Genomic DNA, 19,155 nt, shown 5'->3' on the forward strand with positions numbered 1-19,155 from the left:
ACCCCATGCTGCCACCAGGAGGGGCCCGACGCACAAACGGAGCCCCGCCGCCGCCCCGACACCCCTAGATCTCGTCACTTTGACGAATAGGGGGTAGCATCCCTGCCATGAACTCAGCGGACCTTGGGCGACGGGTCGGTGTGCCGTCGACCGCACTCTTCACCGACCAGTACGAGCTCACGATGGTGCAGGCCGCACTGAAGGCGGGCACCGCGGACCGGCGCTCCGTCTTCGAGGCCTTCACCCGGCGGCTGCCCGAAGGGCGGCGCTACGGCGTCGTCGCGGGCACCGGGCGGGTGCTGGACGCCGTGGAGAACTTCCACTTCGACGACGAGATGCTCACCTTCCTGCGCGACCAGCACATCGTCGACGCCGCCACGATCGACTGGCTGGCCGACTACCGGTTCAGCGGCGACATCTGGGGCTACCCGGAGGGCGAGGTGTACTTCCCGGGCTCGCCGCTCCTGCGGGTCGAGGGCTCCTTCGCCGAGTGCGTGCTGCTGGAGACCGTGATCCTCTCGATCCTGAACCACGACTCGGCGATCGCCGCGGCCGCCTCCCGGATGTCGGCCGCGGCCGGTGGCCGCCGGCTGATCGAGATGGGCGCGCGGCGCACCCACGAGCTGTCCGCGGTGGCGGCGGCCCGTGCCGCGTACATCGGCGGCTTCCACACCACATCGGACCTCGCGGCCGGTTTCCGGTACAACATCCCGACCGTCGGGACGAGCGCGCACGCCTTCACCCTGCTGCACGACAGCGAGCGGGACGCGTTCCGGGCGCAAGTGGACTCGCTCGGCCGCGGGACGTCACTGCTGGTCGACACGTACGACGTGACCGAGGCGGTCCGTACCGCGGTGGAGATCGCGGGGCCGGAGCTCGGAGCCGTACGGATCGACTCGGGGGACCTGCTGCTGGTCGCCCACCGGGTGCGGCAGCAGCTGGACGAGCTGGGCGCCACGCGGACGAAGATCGTGGTGACGTCGGACCTGGACGAGTACGCGATCGCCTCGCTGGCCGCCGCGCCCGTCGACGCGTACGGGGTCGGCACGCAGCTGGTCACCGGGAGCGGGCACCCGACGTGCTCGATGGTCTACAAGCTGGTGGCCCGTGCGGGCTCCGCCGATCCGGCCGATCCGCTGCTGCCCGTCGTGAAGAAGTCGCTGGGCGCGAAGTCGTCGAGGGGCGGCCGCAAGTGGGCGGCGCGCCGGCTGGACGGGTACGGGGTGGCCGAGGCCGAGGTGATCGGCACGGGGCCCGTCCCGGAGGAGCTCGCGGACCGGCAGCTGCTGGTCGAGCTGGTCAGGGGCGGCGAGGTGGTCGCCCGCGAGCCGCTGGAGGCCGCGCGTGAGCGGCACGTCGCGGCGCGCAAGGGGCTGCCCATGTCGGCGATCCAGCTGTCCCGGGGGGAGCCGGTGATCCCTACGGAGTACGTGTGAGGCGGGACGGGCGGGGGCCCGGGCGCGGCCGGGCGGGGTACGGGGCCCATACCGGCCGGGCGCGACCCCTCCCGCACGCTCCGTCGAGTCTCTAGGCTCGTTGGCGTCCCCACTGTCCCGTTTCGCCCGCCGGATCCCCGCCGAACCCCCACCGAAGGACACCCGTCATGCATCGCGCCTTGATCGTCGTTGACGTTCAGAACGACTTCTGCGAGGGCGGCAGCCTCGCGGTGGCGGGCGGCGCCGATGTCGCCGCCGCCATCACCGACCTGATCGGTGCCGCCCAGCCCGGTTACCGGCACGTGGTGGCCACCCGCGACCACCACGTCGACCCGGGTGAGCACTTCTCCGCGCAGCCCGATTTCGAGCACTCCTGGCCGGTGCACTGCGTCGCAGGTACGGAGGGCGTGGGCTTCCACCCGAACTTCGCTCCCGCCGTCGCCTCCGGAGCGATCGACACCGTCTTCGACAAGGGTGCGTACGCCGCCGCGTACAGCGGGTTCGAGGGCCTCGACGAGAACGGCGTCGGTCTCGCCCAGTGGCTGCGGGACCGCTCCGTGACCGCTGTCGACGTCGTCGGCATCGCCACGGACCACTGTGTGCGCGCCACGGCGCTGGACGCCGTCCGTGAGGGCTTCACCACGCACGTGCTGCTGGACCTGACGGCCGGTGTCGCCGAGGGGACCACCGAGCGGGCGCTGGAGGAGCTCCGCACCGCGGGCGTGGAACTGTCCGGCAAGCCGGTCGTCTGACCGCTCCCGGGGCCCTCAGGCGGCCGGGCGGACCGGTCCCGCGTATCCGGTGGGTCCCAGCAGGGCCCGGATCGGCTGCCAGAGCTCCTGGCCGGTCTGCGGCGCGGTCCGCCAGAGCAGCCCGTCCGGGTGGTGCAGCACCGCGGTGACCTCGTCCTCGGTCGGCGGCTGGGAGTTTCCGCGGAGGTAGACCGCACGCAGTCCCAGGTTCCGCAGCCTGGTCAGGGCACGCGCCCGGGTGGCCGCGTGCACCAGTACGCGTACCGGGCCTCCGGGCCCCGTTCCGTCCGCCGGCCGGTTGAGGGCGACCGCCACCACCACCGTGCCGTTGGGCAACCTGCAGAAACCTCCGCCTGCCATGCTGTGCGCTCCCCCGTGAGACATCGCGTCAATAAGGATCGGACAAGACGCACCTAAACACGATCGGCCGCCGCCCGCTAGAGGGCGACGGCCGATCATGTTCTGACCTGCGGTGTTGCTGACTACTTGGTCGAGGGTCCGACCTTCACGGTCATCGTGGAGCCGCTGAGCGGCTCGCTGATGATCGAGATCCGGGTGTTGGTGTCAGAGACCTTGACACTTCCCGTCGGGTTCTCCGCGTACCAGTAGGTGCCCTTGCGGTCGTCGAAGACCGGGACGCCCAGCGAAGGCTTGATCTTGAGCGCCACGTCCGCGTTGTGCAGCGTGAAGCCCTTGTTCGGGTACCAGCTGAACGGCGCGTCGAAGGGCTGGATCTTGTTGCGCAGGAGCGAGCCGTTCGTCCACTTCAGCGGCTTGGCGTGCGAGTCCACCGGAAGGATCAGGCCCCGGCCGTGGTGCTGCGAGGTGTTGTTGTCCTTCTGGGAGGTGTCCCAGAGCCACACCATCAGGCCGTTCTGGTACGAGTAGTGCTCGACCCAGTCGGGGCGGGTGGTGGAGAAGCCGAAGTTGTACGGGCCGACCTCGAGGGTCTCGTCGTACGACACGTACTGGCGGTTCTCGGCGATGTAGTACTGCGGGTAGTCGTTGGTGAACGACTCACCGATCCGCGAGAAGCCCTTGGCCGTCCAGCCGTTGTCGTCGCCCTCGGCGTTGTCCGTGAAGAGCGCGGCACCGTCGGCGTTGACCGTGATGGCGTCGGCCGTGAAGCCCTTGCCGCCCGCGCCGCCGTCCGTCTGGTAGCGGAAGCGGAGGTCGAACTTCTTGCCCGCGTACGCGTCCAGCGAGTACGTGAGCTTCTTGTACGCGCCCGAGACGTCGGTCAGGGCCGGCTTGTCACTGGCGTCGCGCGGGATGGCCAGGCCGTCGGCCTTGCCGTCGAGCGCGGTCCAGCTGGAGCCGCCGTTCTCGGACACCTCGGTGTAGAGGTAGTCGTAGTCGGCCTCGATGTCGTACCAGCCGGACAGGTCCAGCGAGGCGGACGTCTTGCCGGTCAGGTCGACCGAGCGGGTCAGGGTGTTCGAGAGGTCGTCACCCATGTCGCTCCACCACTGCTTCGAGCCCTCGGCGGGCTTCGTGACGGTGGTGGTGACTTCCTTCTGGGGCAGCTCGACGACGAGCGCCTGCTTGTTCTTGGTGTTGTACTCCGAGACGCCCAGCTTGTGGACGGAGTTCGTCGCGGCCTTGGCCGTGGCGTAGTCGAGCCAGCCGAGCTGCAGCTTGTCCCAGGCGGTCATGTCGCCCGGCAGGTTGCCGATCTCGCCCTTGCCGGTGCCGAGCCAGGAGCCCGCCGACATCAGGGACCAGAAGCCGACCGAGTTCTCGCCGCCGCCGGAGGTGTCGTACAGGTCCGGCAGGCCGAGGTCGTGGGCGTACTCGTGGGCGAAGACACCCAGGCCGCCGTTCTCGGGCTGCGCGGTGTAGTCGCCGACCCAGATGCCCGTGTCGCCGATCTCGGCGCCACCGGCCTTGTTGCCGGCCGGGCCGGTCGCGCCGGCGTTGGTGCCGTACGCGTACCAGCGGTGCGCCCAGAGTGCGTCGGTGCCCTGTGCGCCGCCGCCCGCCGACTCGTCCTCACCGGCGTGGACCAGCTGGAAGTGGTCGATGTAGCCGTCGGCCTCGTTGAAGTTGCCGTCGCCGTCGAAGTCGTAGCGGTCCCACTGGTCGTACGCGGCGAGGTCCGCCTTGATCTGCTCCAGCGTGCGGCCCTTGGCCTTCTGGTCGGCGACCCAGGCGTTGACGCCGTCGCGGACCGTGTCCCACACGTTGGCGCAGTTGGAGGAACCGCAGTAGTTGGAACCGTAACGGGCCTCGTTGTACGGGACCTTGACCCAGTCCGAGACCTCGCCGTCGACCGAGTAGCGCCCGGAGGACGTCTTCTCGTAGTACGTCTTCAGCGACTCCTTGCCCTTGCCCTCACCGAAGTAGAGGTCCTGGAAGTGCGCCTGGTCGTAGTCGGCCTGCCAGGCGGTGCTGTTGTCCTTCGCCGGGTCCGGCTCGGCTATCTGGTTGTGCTGCGGGCCGGGCGTGCCGCCGTACTTCTTGACCGGCGGCTTGGGGCCCTCGCCGTCCGGGTCGAACATCGTGGTGTCGTCGACCTGGTCGCCGAACTCCACGAGGATGGTGAAGATCTTGTCGGTCTTCTCCCGGCCGAGCTCGACGTACTTGTTGCTGCCGAGCTTGACGACCTTGGAGCCGCCACGGGTGGAGACCTTCTTGTCACCGGCCAGCACCTGCTCCAGCGCGGCCTGACGCTGGGCGTCCTGCTCCTTGCTGAAGGGGCCTTCCAGGTCGTGCTCGGTCGCCTTGACCGGTGCGGGATCCCGTCGGTCAACGATGGAGGCGCCGGATCCCGACGCCTTGTCATCCGCCTGCGCGGTGGCGAAAACCGACGCCGTCGCGGCGGTGGCGGCCAGCGCCACGGCTACCGCGGTGGCGCGTAGCGCCCGTCTCTGAGTGATCACTTGATGCAGTCCTCCCCGGCGTTTCGCGTTCGCGGCAAGGGGGTTGAGAGATGCCGCGCGCGTCAACGCGTCACAAGTGACGACATTCGATCGGAAGTATGAGAGAAAAGACAGATCTTGACTTGCACAGGCCAACTGCACTATGCAGGAGCCGAATTCCGCTATGCGGACGTTCAAGGCTTTACCGTCGTCCGGCACAACCGGCGCGCCGCGCCGCCCGATCGGCGACAGCGTGACTCAGTGCGCCCCCCGTGCACCGGTACCGTGGGTTAGGTCACGCTTACTACGTGTTCCTCCCGGGCATCCACCGTCGTAGAGTCGATTGACAGTGCGACCGTGTTGAGAGACTCCCCCCGCCGATGCCCCGAGGACGGATACCGCCATGCCGCGTCCGACTGCCGCACAGTTCTCCTACGGTTCGGTCACCGTCGTCTTCGCGACCCTCGCCATGCTGCTGCTGTCCCGCACGAGTTCGGGCATCGGTGTGGCCGTCATCTGCGCCGCGGCCCTGGGGCTCGGTCTGCTGGTGGCCGTGACCGTACCCCTGCCCAAGCGCCCGAAGGCCCGGACGGCACCGGCGCCCGCCGCTGCCCGCACCCGCCGCACGATCGAGGACATCGAGATCGCCACCGCGCACACGGAGCGCGTCAGCGAGCATTCACTGCACCGCTGAACGGCCCCGGCCTCACTGGATGGCGACCACGACCGTCTTGGACGCCTTGTCCTGCAGCGCCTGCCTGTACGGCTTGTCCGTGAACATCAGGACGATGTTGATCAGCCACCACAGGCAGGGGCAGCACAGCAGTGCCGGGACCCACAGCACGACGGCCCGCATCAGCGCGGAGCCGGTGTCGGGCACCGAGCCGTCGTTGAGCATCGCCACGCGCATCTTCAGCAGCCGCTTGCCGAGCGTCCGCCCGTCCTTGTGCGTCAGATACGTGTCGTAGGCGACGTAGACCACCAGGCCGATCAGCGACCAGAGCAGCTGGTGCCCGCTGTAGGTGTTGCCGAGGGCGTCACCGAAGTCGTCGTCGCCGTCCGAGGTGACGTCGACCGCGCCGCCGAACGGCAGCGAGATCAGGTACAGCGGGATCGAGATGATGAGGAAGTCGATCAGCCGCGCCAGGATCCGCTTGCCCGGCTCCGCGAGCGGCGGCATCCCGGCCAGCGGATCCGTACCGCCGTGCTGCCCGCTGCCACCGAACGGATCCCGGTCGTGCGGCGGCGGTGGCGGCGGCCCGCTGCCGTAGGGCGAGCCGCCGGACGGCGGCTCGGAACCGTGCGGCGGCCTCTTGGAGAAGGGATCGTCCTCAGGCGGCTGTCCGGGTGGCGGCGGCGGTTCGTTGCTCATGGGGGCAGTGCACCCCGCCCCGCAGAGGCCCGCAACGGCTCAGGTGCTTTCGGGGGACGGGCGGGCGGCACACGGCGTAAGCCGGGCCGTCCCCCGACGGCTGACCCGCCCTCAGCCGGCGACGAAGGTACGCGCCGCCTTGTCGTGCCAGCACTGACGCCACGGGCGGTCGAACAGGCACCACAGCACGTTGACGACACCGATGACGAGAAGGCCCAGCACCCCGTACACGAGCCAGCGGCGCAGCGCCGCCCCGATCGTGGGCGGTCCGTGCGACTCGATGTCCCGCACCTCGAGCCCGCAGAGCTTCTTGCCCAGCGTGCTGCCCCACTTGGCGGTGGGCAGCGCCTCCATGACGAAGCCGAGCACCAGGAACACGCCGAGTACGGCACCGAACAGCCCGGCCGTGGTGGAGTCCAGCAGCCAGACGGTGACCGTCTCGCCGGACTGCTTGGCCGCCTCGATCTTCGCGTCGATGTGGTCCATCGCCTGTGTGACCAGCGGGAATCCGATCGCTCCCACGACCGCGCCGAGCAGGACCGTGTCCAGGATCCGGGCGGCCAGCCGCTTGCCGAGCCCTGCGGGCCGGGCGGACGCCTGGGCCCGGGCGAGCTGCTGGAAGGGGTCGTCGACCGGAGGCTTCCAGGGCGCGACGGGCTGCTGCTGTTCGGGCCGGGCGCTCTGCTGCTGTGCGGGCGCCGGGCGCTGCGGCTGGTGCTGCCGCGGCGGCTGTTGCTGCTGCGGGCGGGCCGTCTGCTCGGGCCGGCCGAGCGGATGCGCCTGCTGCGCCCAGGACGCGGACCCGCCGCCGGGACCGGGAGTCAGGGGCGTGTTCAGCTGGGGTGACTGTGCCTGTGCGGGCGCCTGGGGCTGGGACCTGGCCTGCGTCCGGGGCTGCTCAGGGGCCTGCGCCCGGGGCGGGGTGGGGGCCTGCGGCGGGGACGCGGCACCGGGCTGCACGGCGCGGATCGCCATCGTGCCGTCGGCGGGCACCGGTCCCTCCTCGCGCGGACGCGGTGGACGGCCGCCGTCGTCCCGTCCCACGGCACGGATCGTGACCGTGCCGTCGGTCGGCGGACGGTCTCCGGCGCCGCTGCCGCCGGTCACATCGCTGTTGCCGTCCCGCATGCCGGGAAGGGCGCCGCGCGTCGGGTCCGGCGTCCCGGGTCGGCGCGGATCCTCGGACGCACGGTCGGAGCGGTCCGCCGGGACAGCGGGGGACGACGGTGCGCCGCCGTCGGACGTACGGGGATCCGGTCCGCCCCACGAGACCCGCCGGTCGCGGTCGCCACCGAAACCCGTCTGCCGCGACGAGTCGGCCTGCCAGGCCGTAGCCGGTTCCGGGCGGCCGCCGGTGGCACCCGCCTCACCGCCCGCGCCCAGCCCGTCCTCGTCGAAGAACATCGGCCCGGTCTCGTCCACCGGGGCGGTCCGCCGCGCCGTCGGCTGCGGGGCCGCGTCCTCCGCCGGGAAAGGCGGCGGCGCAGGGGTCGCCTCGCCCTGCCTGGGTGCGGGCCGGCTCGTACCGGGAACCCAAGACGCACCGTTCCAGTACCGGACGTATCCGGGAATGGACGGGTCGGGGTAGTAGCCCTCGCGAGGGCTTTCGTCACCGGGTGCCGGGGTTGGGGCGCTCATCACCGTGGTCCCGTATCTCTTCGAGGCCTCAGACCGGCCGGCGGTCGGAGGGTGGCATTCCACCGTCCGATCGCCGGCCGGCCTCAATACAAGGGTCCACATCTATCAGACCGCCGCGTACCCCCGGGCCGGTCCTGCCGTTTGGACCACTTTCCGGGTCCGCGGAAGTTTTTCTGGGAAGTCGCGTCATGGATGGCCGGGAGGGCGCTCTCTCCTTGTGCGGACCGGTCGAGGGACCGGCCCTACGAGCATCGGAAGGTCGTGCACCCTCATGCAGAACATCGTGGAACGTGAACTGGAACTGAAGCTGGTCCTCTCGCCGGAGCGCTCCGTCCCCGTACCCGCCCGGCTGTCCTACCTCACCGACGACCCGTACGCCGTGCACATCACCTTCCACATCGGATCCGAGTCGCCCGTGCACTGGACGTTCGCCCGTGAACTGCTGGTGGAAGGGGTGTTCAGGCCGTGCGGGCACGGGGACGTACGGATCTGGCCGACCAAGGTCGACGAGCACAGCGTCATCTGTGTCGCGCTCACCTCGCCCGACGGCAACGCCCTCCTGGAGGTGCCGTCGGCCGCCGTCACCGCCTGGGTGGAGCGCACCCTTCGGGTGGTGCCCCCCGGGTCGGAGAGCGCGCTGCTCGGTCTGGACGGCGCGCTCGCCGAGCTGCTCACCCCGCTGCCTGCCGACGACCTGTGGCTGAGCGACCCCTGGCCCTCCGACGAGTCCCAGGACGGCGAGGCCTGAGTGCCGGCGGGGCAGGAGTGCCGGCGGGGCAGGAGTACGGCGGCCGGGAGCGCGGCGGGCAGCGGTGGGGCGGGTCAGAACAGTTTGCCCGGGTTGAGCAGGTTCAGCGGGTCGAAGGCGGCCTTGATGCCGCGCTGCAACTCGACTCCTACCTCGCCCAGTTCACGGGCGAGCCATTCCTTCTTGAGCACGCCGACACCGTGCTCGCCGGTGATGGTGCCGCCCAGTTCCAGGCCCAGGGCCATGATCTCGTCGAAGGATTCGCGGGCCCTGCGGGACTCGTCGGCGTCGGTGTGGTCGAAGCAGACGACGGGGTGGGTGTTGCCGTCCCCCGCGTGGGCGACGACGCCGATGGTGAGGCCGAACCTTTCCGCGATGGCGGCGGTTCCCTCGATCATCGCGCCGAGCCTGGAGCGCGGCACGCACACGTCGTCGATCATCGTGGCGGACTTGATCGTCTCCATCGCCGGGAGCGACAGCCGACGGGCCTGCAGCAGGAGTTCGGACTCCGCGGCGTCCTCGGCGGGCACGACCTCGGTGGCGCCGGCCGCGGTGCACAGTTCGCCGACAGCGGTGAGGTCGGCCGCCGGGTCAGGGGTGTCGAAGGCGCAGAGCAGCAGCGCCTCGGTGGATTCGGGGAGCCCCATGGATGCCATCGCGTTGACGGCATGGACGGTCGTACGGTCCATCAGTTCGAGGAGTGACGGGGTGTGGCCGCGTTCCATGATCCGGCAGACCGCGTCGCAGGCGGCCGCCGCGGAGGGGAATTCGGCGGCCAGGGCAAGCTGTTGCGGGGGCTGGGGCCTCAGTGCGAGGACGGCTTTGACAACGATGCCGAGACTGCCCTCGGAGCCGACGAGGAGACGGGTCAGGTCGTATCCGGCGACACCCTTGGCGGTACGGCGGCCGGTGTTCAGGAGTCGCCCGTCGGCGAGGACGACCTCCAGACCGAGGACGTACTCGGCCGTGACGCCGTACTTCACGCAGCACAGCCCGCCGGACGCGGTGCCGATGTTGCCGCCTATGGTGCACATCTCCCAGCTGGAGGGGTCCGGCGGGTAGTACAGCCCGTGTTCGTTGACGGCGCGGGACAGCACGGCGTTGATCACACCCGGCTCGACGACCGCGATCCGGTCGACCGGACTGATCTCCAGGATCCGGTCCATCTTGACGAGGGAGAGCACGATGCACCCGTCGGAGGCGTTGGCCGCACCCGACAGGCCCGTCCTGGCACCCTGCGGCACCACGGGGACGCGCAGCGCCGTGGCGGTCCGCATGACGTGCTGGACCTCCTCGACCGTGCGCGGAAGCACGACGACGGCCGGGGCGCCCGCGTCGCAGAAGCTCGCCATGTCATGGGCGTACGTGGCGGTGACATCCGGGTCGGTGATCAGGGCATCGGCCGGCAGGCCCGCGCGCAGCTGCTCGAGAAGATCGTTCATGATCCAAGCGTGACACCCGGGGCCAATGGTGTGAACCCGTATGCGCCAGCGATCGCGCAGCGCGATGTGATCTTCGCACTGACGCAGAGTGAGGCGCATGGATGCCATGCCGCAGCAGAATCCGGAGCCACCCCCCTCCACACTGCCGCCGGAGGGCGCGACGGCCGTACCACCTCCTCCCACGTCGATGCGCACGACACTGCGCAGGGCGGCGTTCGGCGCGGTGGCGGGCGCCGTGCTCGTGGCCGGCGCGGTGGTCGCCGTACCGGACGGCGACCAGGAAGCGGGGCCGCCCCTGCCCGGACCCGTCGCACGGGCGGAGGCCGCGGCGGCGGCCGGCTCCCCGGCGTCCCTCTCCGACCTCACGGCACTGATCGGGGACCGGCAGGAGTGGGTGGACACGCATCCCTCCGACGCGCCGTCCTGGGCGGTGCTCGGTACGGCGTACGTGGAATGGGGCCGGCGTTCCGCGGACGCGGCGTACTACACGCGGGCCGAACAGGCCCTGCAGCGCTCGCTGGCCGCGCGGCCCGGTGAACGCGGCAACGCGGAGGCCTGGGTGGGGCTGGGAGCGCTCGCCAACGCACGGCACGACTACCTCGCCGCGAAGAAGTGGGGCGAGACGGTACGCGCCCGGCAGCCGAAGAACTGGACGGCCTACCCGGTCCTGATCGACGCGTACAACGGTCTCGGCGAGTACGAGGCCGCGGGCAAAGCCACGGAGAAGTTCGGGTCGCTGCGCAAGGGCGTTCCCGCACTCGCCAGGACCGCCGATATGTACCGCGGCCAGGGCTGGCGCGAGGACGCCCTCGCCACCGCCCAGGAGGCGGCGGACCGTGCCACCGCCCCCGCGGAGAAGGCGGAGGCCCTGCACCGCCTGGGCGATCTGGCCTGGGAGCGCGGCGAGCCCGCGGAGGCCGTCGCCCAGTACGAGGCGGCCCTGCGCACCGACGGCAGCCACCTGGCCTCCCGCGCGGGCCGGGCCCGCGCCCTGGTGGCCCTGGACCGCACGGACGAGGCGCTGGCCGACTACCAGACGGTGACGACGAAGCTTCCCCGCCCCGAGTACGCGCTCGAACTGGGCGAGCTGTACGAGTCCCTGAGCCTGGACGGCGACGCCCGCACCCAGTACTCGGAGCTCCGCAAGCTGCTCGCACAGGCGAAGAAGGCCGGGGTGAACGAGTCCCTGACCGAGGCCCGCTACGAGGCCGACCACGGCGACCCGGCGGCGGCGGTGGAGCTGATGCGCGCCGAGTGGTCGGCCCTGCACCGCAGCTCGGCGGCGGCCGACGCGCTCGGCTGGGCGCTGCACCGCGCGGGCCGGTCGGAGGAGGCACTGCTGTACGCGGAGAAAGCGGTGGAGACGGGCGTCCGGAACGCCTCGTACACGTACCACCTGGGCGTGATCGAGAGCGCCCTCTCCCAGAACGGCCCGGCCCGCATCCATCTGGAGGAGTCCGTCCGTACGAACCCGGTGTTCTCCCCGCTGGCCGCTCCCCTGGCGCAGGCCGCCCTGGACTCCCTGGGTGAACCAGCTCCGGGGGGCCCCGTGGACATGCAGCCGGACCCCGAACCCGTCCCGGAGCCGGAACCGGAGAAGCCCGAACCGGCGAAGCCCGAATCCCCCGCGTCCGAAGCCGCGAAGGACGACACCGCGACGGGCGAAGCCGCGACGGGCGGGACGTCGAGCGGCGAAGCGTCGGAACCCGAGGCCGTGAAGCCCGAACCGGCTCCCGCACGGCGGCAGGCGCCGGCGAGGCCCGCACCCTCCGCCTCCCCGGGGACGGCAGCGTCCTCCGCGCTCCCCTAGAGGGGCCGCCCGGCACGTCCGGGGTCACGGACGGGGCGCGGAGCCGGTTCTCACCGGTTCCGCGCCCCGTCGTCGCGATCAGTGGCGTGCGGGTGTCATCGCACCGCGGTGCCGGCGCGCACACCGGTCGGCTGGAGGGGCTCGTAGCCCGTGGCCAGGAGTTCGGCGCCGACCTTCAGCCTGTCGCGCCCGCCCGTACCGTCGTCCCCGCCGTCACGCCACGGGTGGCCGCGGTGGGTGACGACCAGCGCGGTGCGGTAGGTACCGCCCGGGTTCAGGTCGACGCTCGGCGTGGGCGACACGACCCCGGTGACCGTCCCGCCCGGACCCGGGGTGAGGGTGAGGGGCCGGCCGTTCGCCGTCACGGTGAGGTCATCGGGGGCGAGTGCCCGTCCGTTCGAGAAGACCAGGCGGGTGCCGACGGCCCGGTACCGGGGGCCGTCCGCCGGGTCGGTGAAGGAGACGAAGCCGCCCGCCGTGCCGCCCCCGCCCGACGCGCCGCCCCGCGTGCGCGGGCAGGGATGGCTCGCGTGGTGGCAGGGCCGGTCCTGGTTGCCCCGGTTCAGCACGACGCGGCCCTGGGCGAGCCCTTCGACGGCGAAGTCGTACGTGGTTCCGTTCACGGTCAGGTTGTCGACGTAGGTGTCGAGCGAGGCGTCGACGGCACCGAGCCTGCCGACGTTCGCGATGAGGCCGATGATCCCGTCGCCGGGGGCGTCGCACCCGGCGACGTAGGTGCTCAGCGGCGAGTCGGATCCGGCGGGCAGCGCGGGGTCGGTCGACAGCGCCTGTGAGGTGCGCCAGAGCGAGGCGCCGGTGGACTCGAAGTGCTGCCAGGTGTCCGGCACCACGCCGGCGCGGCCCTGGCTGTCGGTGGCGAGCTGCGGCTGGAAGCTGAGGGTGGTGAAGGCACCTTGGCAGACCATCGGGAGCTGGAGGTTCGCGGCGGTGCCGGTGGCACCGTCCTCCACGGTCCTCACGTAGGAGTCGTAGGACAGCTCGGCAGCCGCGACGGTGCTCAGCGGGACCTGGGCCGTGTAGTAGTGCGCCGCCTGGGCCTGCTGCCCGCCCGCGATCGAGAGGTGCAGGCTGCCGTTGAACCTGACCGGGTCGGCGAAGGGTGAGACCTCCTGGATGCCGGGCTGCCTGTTCTCGTTGTTCCGGTCGTCCTGGAGCCGGATCCAGGGCCTCCCCGGTCCCAGGTCGGCGGCCCTGACCTGCTGTACGACGTTCGCTGCCGCCGCGCCCACGGCGGAGGGGGCGAGCATGGCGAGGGATGCGCCCGCGGCCACTGCAGCGGCGGAGACGGACGCGGTGAGGCGGTTCATCGAGTGGGGGCTCCCATCGGAAGCTGCGGCACGCTCGGCCGCAGACCGCGATGCCGCGGCTCCCTCATCCGTCCCACGCCCGGCCGGAACAACTCCCGCCGCGCCATTACCTCACCCGATCAACACGGTCAAGGACCCCGCCGGCCACAGCGTGTCCCCGTCGGCCGTACGCGGCACCGCGCGGCGGGCGGGGCCCTCCGACTGCCGGAAGGCCCCGCCGCGGCCCGGTGGATCAGAGGTTGCCGCGCTTCTCCTGCTCGCGCTCGATCGCCTCAAACAGCGCCTTGAAGTTGCCCTTGCCGAAGCCCATCGAGCCATGGCGCTCGATCATCTCGAAGAAGACCGTCGGACGGTCCTGGACGGGCTTGGTGAAGATCTGCAGCAGGTAGCCGTCCTCGTCGCGGTCGACCAGGATCTTCAGCTCGCGCAGCGTCTCCACGGGGACCCTGGTCTCGCCCGCCCACTCGCCGAGGGTGTCGTAGTACGAGTCCGGGGTGTCCAGGAACTGCACGCCGGCCGCCCGCATCGCCTTCACGGAGGCGACGATGTCGTTCGTGGCGAGCGCGATGTGCTGGACGCCCGCGCCGCCGTAGAACTCCAGGTACTCGTCGATCTGCGACTTCTTCTTCGCGATCGCCGGCTCGTTGATCGGGAACTTCACCTTCAGCGTGCCGTCGGCGACGACCTTCGACATCAGGGCGGAGTACTCGGTGGCGATGTCGTCGCCCACGAACTCCTTCATGTTGGTGAAGCCCATGACCTTGTTGTAGAACGCCACCCACTCGTTCATCCGGCCGAGCTCGACGTTGCCGACGCAGTGGTCGATGGCCTGGAAGGTGCGCTTGGCGGCCGGTTCGACGATCGGGGCCGCGGCGGTGAAGCCGGGCAGGTACGGGCCGTCGTAGCCGGAGCGGTCGACCAGCGTGTGGCGGGTCTTCCCGTACGTGGCGATGGCGGCCAGGACGACCGTGCCGTGCTCGTCCTTCAGCTCGTAGGGCTCGGTGATGCCCTGCGCACCGTGCTCGACCGCGTACGCGTACGCGGCGCGGGCGTCGGGGACCTCGATCGCGAGGTCGACCACGCCGTCGCCGTGGGCGTTCACATGGTCGGCGAGGAAGGTTCCCCACTCGGTGGACGCCTTGATGACGGAGGTGAGGACGAAGCGGGCGGCACCGTTGGTCAGGACGTAACTCGCGGTCTCGCGGCTGCCGTTCTCCGGTCCGGAGTAGGCGACGAGCTTCATGCCGAAGGCGGTCGAGTAGTAGTGCGCCGCCTGCTTGGCGTTGCCCACGGCGAAGACCACCGCGTCCATTCCCTTGACCGGGAAGGGATCGGCCTGCCGGGCGGTGTCGGGGGTGGTGTGCAGAGTCTCAGTCATGTCCGAAGGTTCCCGCCGCTTCGCAAGGTGCGCAACAGTTCGCGTAATCGCTGGTCAATCTGTACAGCAGATGGCGATGATGGGCGGGCTATCCGTACAGGGTGCCCATCAGGAGGCGGATCATGGCGATCGATCATCTGGACGGCCGGCTCATCGTGCTGCTGGCCCGTGAGCCCCGTATCGGCGTACTGGAGGCCTCCCGGCGGCTGGGGGTGGCACGTGGGACCGTGCAGGCCCGGCTGGACCGTCTTCAGTCGAATGGCGTCATCCGCAGCTTCGGCCCCGACGTCGATCCGGCGGCGCTCGGCTACCCCGTCACCGCGTTCGCCACGCTGGAGATCAGGCAGGGCCAAGGTGCCGATGTACGGGCCCATTTGAGTGGCGTGCCCGAGGTGCTCGAACTGCACACCACCACCGGGCAGGGGGACATGCTCTGCCGGCTCGTCGCCCGTTCCAACGCCGATCTCCAGCGGGTGATCGACCGGGTTGTCGGTTTGGATGGCATTGTCCGGGCTTCCACGGCCATCGTCATGGAAAACCCGGTCCCCCTGCGTATTCTCCCGCTCGTCGAGCAGGCTGCACAGGACACCGACTGAGCCGAGGAGCGTCATGTGAACTTCTGGGAGTACGTGAGCACCCGGCACCAGCAGCTGCTCACCGACGCGTTCCAGCACGTCAGCGCCGTCTTCCAGTGCATGGTCATCGCCACGTTGCTCGGCGTCCTGATCGGTGTGGTCAGCTACCGGAGCCGCTGGGGAGGGTCGTTGGCCGTCACGTCCACGGCCATGATCCTCACGATCCCGTCGCTCGCGGCGATCGGCCTGCTGATCCCGCTGGTCGGCCTCGGGGTCCCGCCGACCGTGATCATCCTGACCCTGTACGGGCTGCTGCCCGTCGTCCGCAACTCCATCGTCGGGCTGCGTGGTGTGGACCCTGCCCTCGTCGACGCGGCGAAGGGCATCGGGATGTCACGTACGGCGCAGCTGTGCCGGGTGGAACTGCCGCTCGCCTGGCCGCCCATCCTCACCGGGATCCGGGTCTCCACCCAGATGCTGATGGGCATCGCGGCCATCGCCGCGTACGCCTCGGGTCCCGGTCTCGGCAACGAGATCTTCCGCGGTCTCGCCTCGCTCGGCAGTGCCAACGCGATCAATCAGGTCCTCTCGGGCACGCTCGGCATCGTCATCCTCGCCCTGCTCTTCGACGCCGCCTACGTCCTGCTCGGACGGCTCACCATCCCGAGGGGGATCCGTGTCTGAAACCGTCACCGGACCGACGGAGACTCCCGCGTCCGGCACGACCTCGGGTGCCACCATCCGGCTGGAGAACCTCACCAAGTCCTATCCCGGCAGCCCCGCTCCGGCCGTCGACAACGTCTCCATGGACATCAAGGCCGGCGAGACCGTGATCCTCGTGGGGCCCTCCGGCTGCGGGAAGTCCACCACGCTGAAGATGATCAACCGGCTGATCGAGCCGACGTCCGGGCGGATCAGGATCAACGACGAGGACGTCACCGACATGGACGGGGTGAAGCTGCGGCGCAAGATCGGCTACGCGATCCAGTCCTCCGGACTCTTCCCGCACATGACGGTCGCGGAGAACATCGCCCTCGTACCGAAGATGACCGGGTGGTCGAAGTCCGGGGTGAAGAACCGCGTCGAGGAGATGCTCGACCTGGTCGGTCTCGATCCGCGGGAGTTCCACGGACGGTATCCGCGCCAGCTCTCCGGCGGCCAGCAGCAGCGGGTCGGTGTGGCACGGGCGCTTGCCGCGGACCCGCCGGTGCTGCTGATGGACGAGCCGTTCGGCGCGGTCGACCCCATCACCCGCGACCACCTCCAGGACGAGCTGATCCGGCTCCAGCACGAGTTGCACAAGACGATCGTCTTCGTCACGCACGACTTCGACGAAGCGATCAAGCTGGGCGACCGCATCGCGGTGCTGCGGGAGCGTTCGCACATCGCCCAGTTCGACACCCCGGAGGCCATCCTCACCAATCCGACGGACGACTTCGTGTCCGGGTTCGTGGGGGCGGGCGCGGCGCTGAAGCGGCTCAACCTCACCCGTGTACGGGATGTGGGGATCGCCGACTTCCCGACGGTGACCGTCGAGGACCCGCTCCAGTCGATCTTCGACAAGTTGCGCGACGGCGGGCACAACGAGCTGCTGATGCTGGACCGCAGGAACCGCCCGTACAAGTGGCTGCGGCGCGGCGACCTGATGCGGGCCAAGGGCTCGCTGGCCCGGGCCGGGCAGCTGGTGCACGACACCGTGACCCGGGACGCGACACTCCACGACGCGCTGGAGGCCGTGCTGACCGACAGCAGCGGGCGGGTCGCCGTGACGGGGCGGCGCGGGGAGTTCATCGGTGTCGTCGACATGCAGACGCTGATGAATTCCGTGCAGGAGCTCCTGGAGGCGGACCGGCTCACCGCGATGGAGCACCAGCACGATCTGGAGCACCTGCGGGTCCATCGGACCGAACAGGAGCTGGAGGGGGGTGGCAGCGGACTATGACCCCCAGTCACCAGGCACCCCCCGAGGGGACGCGGCCGCCCGGGGAGCAGGATGGGAGAAGCGAAGACTTCCGTGACGAGGAGGCGGAGCCCTCCCCCGCGCCGCCCCGTCCGGCACGCCGGATCACCTGGCAGAAGCTCGTGGTGGTTCCGGCCGTCTGCGCGGTCGTCCTCGTGGCGACGTACCTGTGGATCTCCAACGTCGAGCTCGACTCGATCGCGGAGAACTCGCTGGCCGGCGACATCGTCGAAGTGCGCTGGTGGCAGCACGTCAGACTGACCGCGATCTCCACCTTCTGGGTGCTGATCATCGCCATCCCCCTCGGCATCGCACTGACCCGGCGCGGTCTGAACAGGGCCGCCCCCGGGGTCACGGTCCTCGCCAACATCGGCCAGGCGACCCCCGCGATCGGGCTGCTGGCACTGCTGGTGATCTGGCTGGGCATCGGCCCTTCCACGGCGATCGTCGGAATGGTGATCTACGCGGTGCTGCCGGTGCTCTCCAACACGGTGGCCGGCCTGAAGGGGATCGAACCGACGCTCGTGGAGGCGTCCCGGGGCATCGGGATGTCGCCCATGGGGACGCTGACCCGGGTCGAGCTGCCGCTCGCCGTCCCGCTGATCCTGGCGGGCGTACGGACGGCCCTGGTGCTCAACGTGGGCACGGCGACCCTGGCCACCTTCGGGGGCGGCGGCGGACTCGGCGACCTGATCACCTCGGGGATCCAGACGCAGCGCATGCCCGTGCTGATCCTCGGTTCCGTACTGACGGTGGTGCTGGCACTGCTGGTGGACTGGCTGGCCTCGCTGGTCGAACTGGCGCTCACACCGCGCGGACTGGAGGAAGCGTGAGGGTACGTACGGGCCTGGCGTCGGCCGCCGCGCTCGCCCTGCTGCTCACGGGGTGCGGGCTGAAGAGCGGTTCGCCGCTGGTGGATGAGGTCGAACCGGGGTCGGTCGGGCAGGGGCAGCCGCTCAGGGGCGCGTCTCTGACCGTGACCTCGAAGAACTTCAGCGAGAACATCATCCTCGGGCAGATCATGGGCCTGATCTTCAAGGCGGCCGGTGCCGAGGTGCTGGACCGGACGAACCTGCCGGGGTCGATCAGCGCGCGCGAGGCCGTCGTCAAGGGCGAGGCCGATGCCCTGTACGACTACACGGGCACGGCATGGATCACCTATCTGGGCCATGCCAAGCCGGTCGTCGACCCGCAGAAGCAGTGGGAGGTCGTCCGCGACGAGGACAAGGGCAACGGGGTGACCTGGCTGCCCCCGTCCACGCTCGACAACACGTACGCCCTGGCCATCAGCAAGAAGAACAACGCCAAGTACCACCTGAAGACCCTGTCGGACGTGGCCGCACTCGCGAAGAAGGACCCGAAGGCCGTCACGGTCTGTGTCGAGAACGAGTTCGCCTCCCGCGACGACGGGCTGCCGGGCATGCAGAAGCTGTACGGGATGGACCTGCCGGCCGCGAACATCAAGAAGATGGACGCCGGGATCATCTACACCCAGGTGTCGAAGTCGGACTCCTGCCTGCTCGGCGAGGTGTACACCACGGACGGCCGCATCAAGGCGATGGATCTGGACGTCATGGAGGACGACAAGCAGTTCTTCCCCAACTACAACGCGGCCCCCGCCATCCACACGGCGACCCTGAAGAAGTACCCGGAGATCGCCGGGCTGCTGGCCCCGGTCACCGAGATGCTGACGACGCAGCTCGCGCAGGAGCTCAATTCCAAGGTCGACGTGGACGGGCAGGACCCGCACGAGGTGGCGAAGGACTGGCTGGTGGAGGAGGGGTTCATCCGGGAGGGCTGAGCAGGGCGCGGAGACTTACAAAGAAGTCGTTGCAAAAAACGTGTTGCAAAGCAG

General features: G+C 70.2%; 17 protein-coding genes. 10 read left to right on the forward strand and 7 right to left on the reverse strand.

Annotated elements, in window-relative coordinates; all coding sequences use genetic code 11:
* The first annotated feature begins 107 nt into the window (after window positions 1-107).
* Window positions 108-1,436, forward strand: a complete 1,329-nt coding sequence (locus ACFW9O_RS11425) for a nicotinate phosphoribosyltransferase (RefSeq protein ID WP_384607657.1) — start codon at window positions 108-110, stop codon at window positions 1,434-1,436.
* 167 nt (window positions 1,437-1,603) lie between these two features.
* On the forward strand, window positions 1,604-2,188 hold the full coding sequence (locus ACFW9O_RS11430) for an isochorismatase family protein (RefSeq protein WP_351180653.1): 585 nt from the start codon (window positions 1,604-1,606) through the stop codon (window positions 2,186-2,188).
* Window positions 2,189-2,203: 15 nt separating this feature from the next.
* Here the strand turns inward: ACFW9O_RS11430 and ACFW9O_RS11435 are convergent, their stop codons facing one another.
* Together ACFW9O_RS11435 and ACFW9O_RS11440 are read right to left on the reverse strand one after the other, a co-directional pair.
* On the reverse strand, window positions 2,204-2,548 hold the full coding sequence (locus ACFW9O_RS11435; RefSeq protein ID WP_384607662.1) for a hypothetical protein: 345 nt from the start codon (window positions 2,546-2,548) through the stop codon (window positions 2,204-2,206).
* A gap of 122 nt (window positions 2,549-2,670) precedes the next feature.
* On the reverse strand, window positions 2,671-5,070 hold the full coding sequence (locus ACFW9O_RS11440; RefSeq protein ID WP_351180659.1) for an immune inhibitor A domain-containing protein: 2,400 nt from the start codon (window positions 5,068-5,070) through the stop codon (window positions 2,671-2,673).
* A gap of 382 nt (window positions 5,071-5,452) precedes the next feature.
* Here ACFW9O_RS11440 and ACFW9O_RS11445 point away from each other — a divergent pair, with 382 nt between their 5' ends.
* On the forward strand, window positions 5,453-5,743 hold the full coding sequence (locus ACFW9O_RS11445) for a hypothetical protein (RefSeq protein ID WP_384607665.1): 291 nt from the start codon (window positions 5,453-5,455) through the stop codon (window positions 5,741-5,743).
* A gap of 12 nt (window positions 5,744-5,755) precedes the next feature.
* Here ACFW9O_RS11445 and ACFW9O_RS11450 read toward each other — a convergent pair whose 3' ends face one another.
* Together ACFW9O_RS11450 and ACFW9O_RS11455 are read right to left on the reverse strand one after the other, a co-directional pair.
* Window positions 5,756-6,421 (reverse strand): RDD family protein, encoded by a 666-nt coding sequence (locus ACFW9O_RS11450; RefSeq protein WP_384607668.1) that lies wholly within the window; start codon window positions 6,419-6,421, stop codon window positions 5,756-5,758.
* Between the two features lie 111 nt (window positions 6,422-6,532).
* Window positions 6,533-8,059, reverse strand: a complete 1,527-nt coding sequence (locus tag ACFW9O_RS11455) for an RDD family protein (protein ID WP_384607672.1) — start codon at window positions 8,057-8,059, stop codon at window positions 6,533-6,535.
* A 271-nt stretch (window positions 8,060-8,330) separates the two neighbouring features.
* Here ACFW9O_RS11455 and ACFW9O_RS11460 point away from each other — a divergent pair, with 271 nt between their 5' ends.
* The gene (locus ACFW9O_RS11460) at window positions 8,331-8,807 is read left to right on the forward strand and encodes an SsgA family sporulation/cell division regulator (RefSeq protein ID WP_351175521.1); all 477 of its coding nucleotides are present in this window, start codon (window positions 8,331-8,333) and stop codon (window positions 8,805-8,807) included.
* 74 nt (window positions 8,808-8,881) lie between these two features.
* Here ACFW9O_RS11460 and ACFW9O_RS11465 read toward each other — a convergent pair whose 3' ends face one another.
* Window positions 8,882-10,249, reverse strand: coding sequence for an FAD-binding oxidoreductase (locus ACFW9O_RS11465; protein ID WP_384607675.1), 1,368 nt, complete (start codon window positions 10,247-10,249; stop codon window positions 8,882-8,884).
* A 97-nt stretch (window positions 10,250-10,346) separates the two neighbouring features.
* Between ACFW9O_RS11465 and ACFW9O_RS11470 the strand changes: the two genes are divergently transcribed.
* Window positions 10,347-12,059 carry a tetratricopeptide repeat protein gene (locus ACFW9O_RS11470; protein WP_384607678.1) on the forward strand — a complete coding sequence of 571 codons (1,713 nt, stop codon included), beginning with the start codon at window positions 10,347-10,349 and terminating at the stop codon, window positions 12,057-12,059.
* Between the two features lie 95 nt (window positions 12,060-12,154).
* On the opposite strand, the gene ACFW9O_RS11475 is transcribed toward ACFW9O_RS11470, so the two are convergent.
* Window positions 12,155-13,387, reverse strand: a complete 1,233-nt coding sequence (locus tag ACFW9O_RS11475; RefSeq protein ID WP_384607681.1) for a hypothetical protein — start codon at window positions 13,385-13,387, stop codon at window positions 12,155-12,157.
* Between the two features lie 232 nt (window positions 13,388-13,619).
* Window positions 13,620-14,765 carry a 4-hydroxyphenylpyruvate dioxygenase gene (gene hppD, locus ACFW9O_RS11480; RefSeq protein ID WP_351175529.1) on the reverse strand — a complete coding sequence of 382 codons (1,146 nt, stop codon included), beginning with the start codon at window positions 14,763-14,765 and terminating at the stop codon, window positions 13,620-13,622.
* 122 nt (window positions 14,766-14,887) lie between these two features.
* Here hppD and ACFW9O_RS11485 point away from each other — a divergent pair, with 122 nt between their 5' ends.
* Genes ACFW9O_RS11485 through ACFW9O_RS11505 form a run of 5 tightly spaced genes read left to right on the forward strand, consistent with a single transcriptional unit; the run spans window position 14,888 to window position 19,101 of the window.
* On the forward strand, window positions 14,888-15,361 hold the full coding sequence (locus ACFW9O_RS11485; RefSeq protein ID WP_351175531.1) for an Lrp/AsnC family transcriptional regulator: 474 nt from the start codon (window positions 14,888-14,890) through the stop codon (window positions 15,359-15,361).
* 15 nt (window positions 15,362-15,376) lie between these two features.
* On the forward strand, window positions 15,377-16,024 hold the full coding sequence (locus ACFW9O_RS11490) for an ABC transporter permease (RefSeq protein ID WP_351175533.1): 648 nt from the start codon (window positions 15,377-15,379) through the stop codon (window positions 16,022-16,024).
* Complete coding sequence (locus ACFW9O_RS11495; protein WP_351175535.1) at window positions 16,017-17,282, forward strand: betaine/proline/choline family ABC transporter ATP-binding protein; 1,266 nt, start codon at window positions 16,017-16,019, stop codon at window positions 17,280-17,282. Before ACFW9O_RS11490 ends, ACFW9O_RS11495 begins: the two co-directional genes overlap by 8 nt.
* Complete coding sequence (locus ACFW9O_RS11500) at window positions 17,279-18,133, forward strand: ABC transporter permease (RefSeq protein WP_384607685.1); 855 nt, start codon at window positions 17,279-17,281, stop codon at window positions 18,131-18,133. Before ACFW9O_RS11495 ends, ACFW9O_RS11500 begins: the two co-directional genes overlap by 4 nt.
* Complete coding sequence (locus ACFW9O_RS11505) at window positions 18,130-19,101, forward strand: glycine betaine ABC transporter substrate-binding protein (protein ID WP_351175539.1); 972 nt, start codon at window positions 18,130-18,132, stop codon at window positions 19,099-19,101. The genes ACFW9O_RS11500 and ACFW9O_RS11505 overlap by 4 nt, the downstream gene beginning before the upstream one ends.
* The last annotated feature ends 54 nt before the right edge of the window (window positions 19,102-19,155 follow it).

It is taken from the genome of Streptomyces sp. NPDC059499 (assembly GCF_042749285.1).
In the GTDB taxonomy this organism is placed as follows: Bacteria; Actinomycetota; Actinomycetes; order Streptomycetales; family Streptomycetaceae; genus Streptomyces.

Excerpts from the sequence above, each read along its gene's own strand:
- ACFW9O_RS11425 (WP_384607657.1), top strand. The coding sequence starts at position 108 with ATGAACTCAGCGGACCTTGGGCGACGGGTCGGTGTGCCGTCGACCGCA.
- ACFW9O_RS11450 (WP_384607668.1), bottom strand. The coding sequence starts at position 6,421 with ATGAGCAACGAACCGCCGCCGCCACCCGGACAGCCGCCTGAGGACGAT.
- ACFW9O_RS11465 (WP_384607675.1), bottom strand. The coding sequence starts at position 10,249 with ATGAACGATCTTCTCGAGCAGCTGCGCGCGGGCCTGCCGGCCGATGCC.
- ACFW9O_RS11430 (WP_351180653.1), top strand. The coding sequence starts at position 1,604 with ATGCATCGCGCCTTGATCGTCGTTGACGTTCAGAACGACTTCTGCGAG.
- ACFW9O_RS11435 (WP_384607662.1), bottom strand. The coding sequence starts at position 2,548 with ATGGCAGGCGGAGGTTTCTGCAGGTTGCCCAACGGCACGGTGGTGGTG.
- ACFW9O_RS11455 (WP_384607672.1), bottom strand. The coding sequence starts at position 8,059 with ATGAGCGCCCCAACCCCGGCACCCGGTGACGAAAGCCCTCGCGAGGGC.
- hppD (WP_351175529.1), bottom strand. The coding sequence starts at position 14,765 with ATGACTGAGACTCTGCACACCACCCCCGACACCGCCCGGCAGGCCGAT.
- ACFW9O_RS11470 (WP_384607678.1), top strand. The coding sequence starts at position 10,347 with ATGGATGCCATGCCGCAGCAGAATCCGGAGCCACCCCCCTCCACACTG.
- ACFW9O_RS11460 (WP_351175521.1), top strand. The coding sequence starts at position 8,331 with ATGCAGAACATCGTGGAACGTGAACTGGAACTGAAGCTGGTCCTCTCG.
- ACFW9O_RS11475 (WP_384607681.1), bottom strand. The coding sequence starts at position 13,387 with ATGAACCGCCTCACCGCGTCCGTCTCCGCCGCTGCAGTGGCCGCGGGC.
- ACFW9O_RS11485 (WP_351175531.1), top strand. The coding sequence starts at position 14,888 with ATGGCGATCGATCATCTGGACGGCCGGCTCATCGTGCTGCTGGCCCGT.
- ACFW9O_RS11445 (WP_384607665.1), top strand. The coding sequence starts at position 5,453 with ATGCCGCGTCCGACTGCCGCACAGTTCTCCTACGGTTCGGTCACCGTC.
- ACFW9O_RS11500 (WP_384607685.1), top strand. The coding sequence starts at position 17,279 with ATGACCCCCAGTCACCAGGCACCCCCCGAGGGGACGCGGCCGCCCGGG.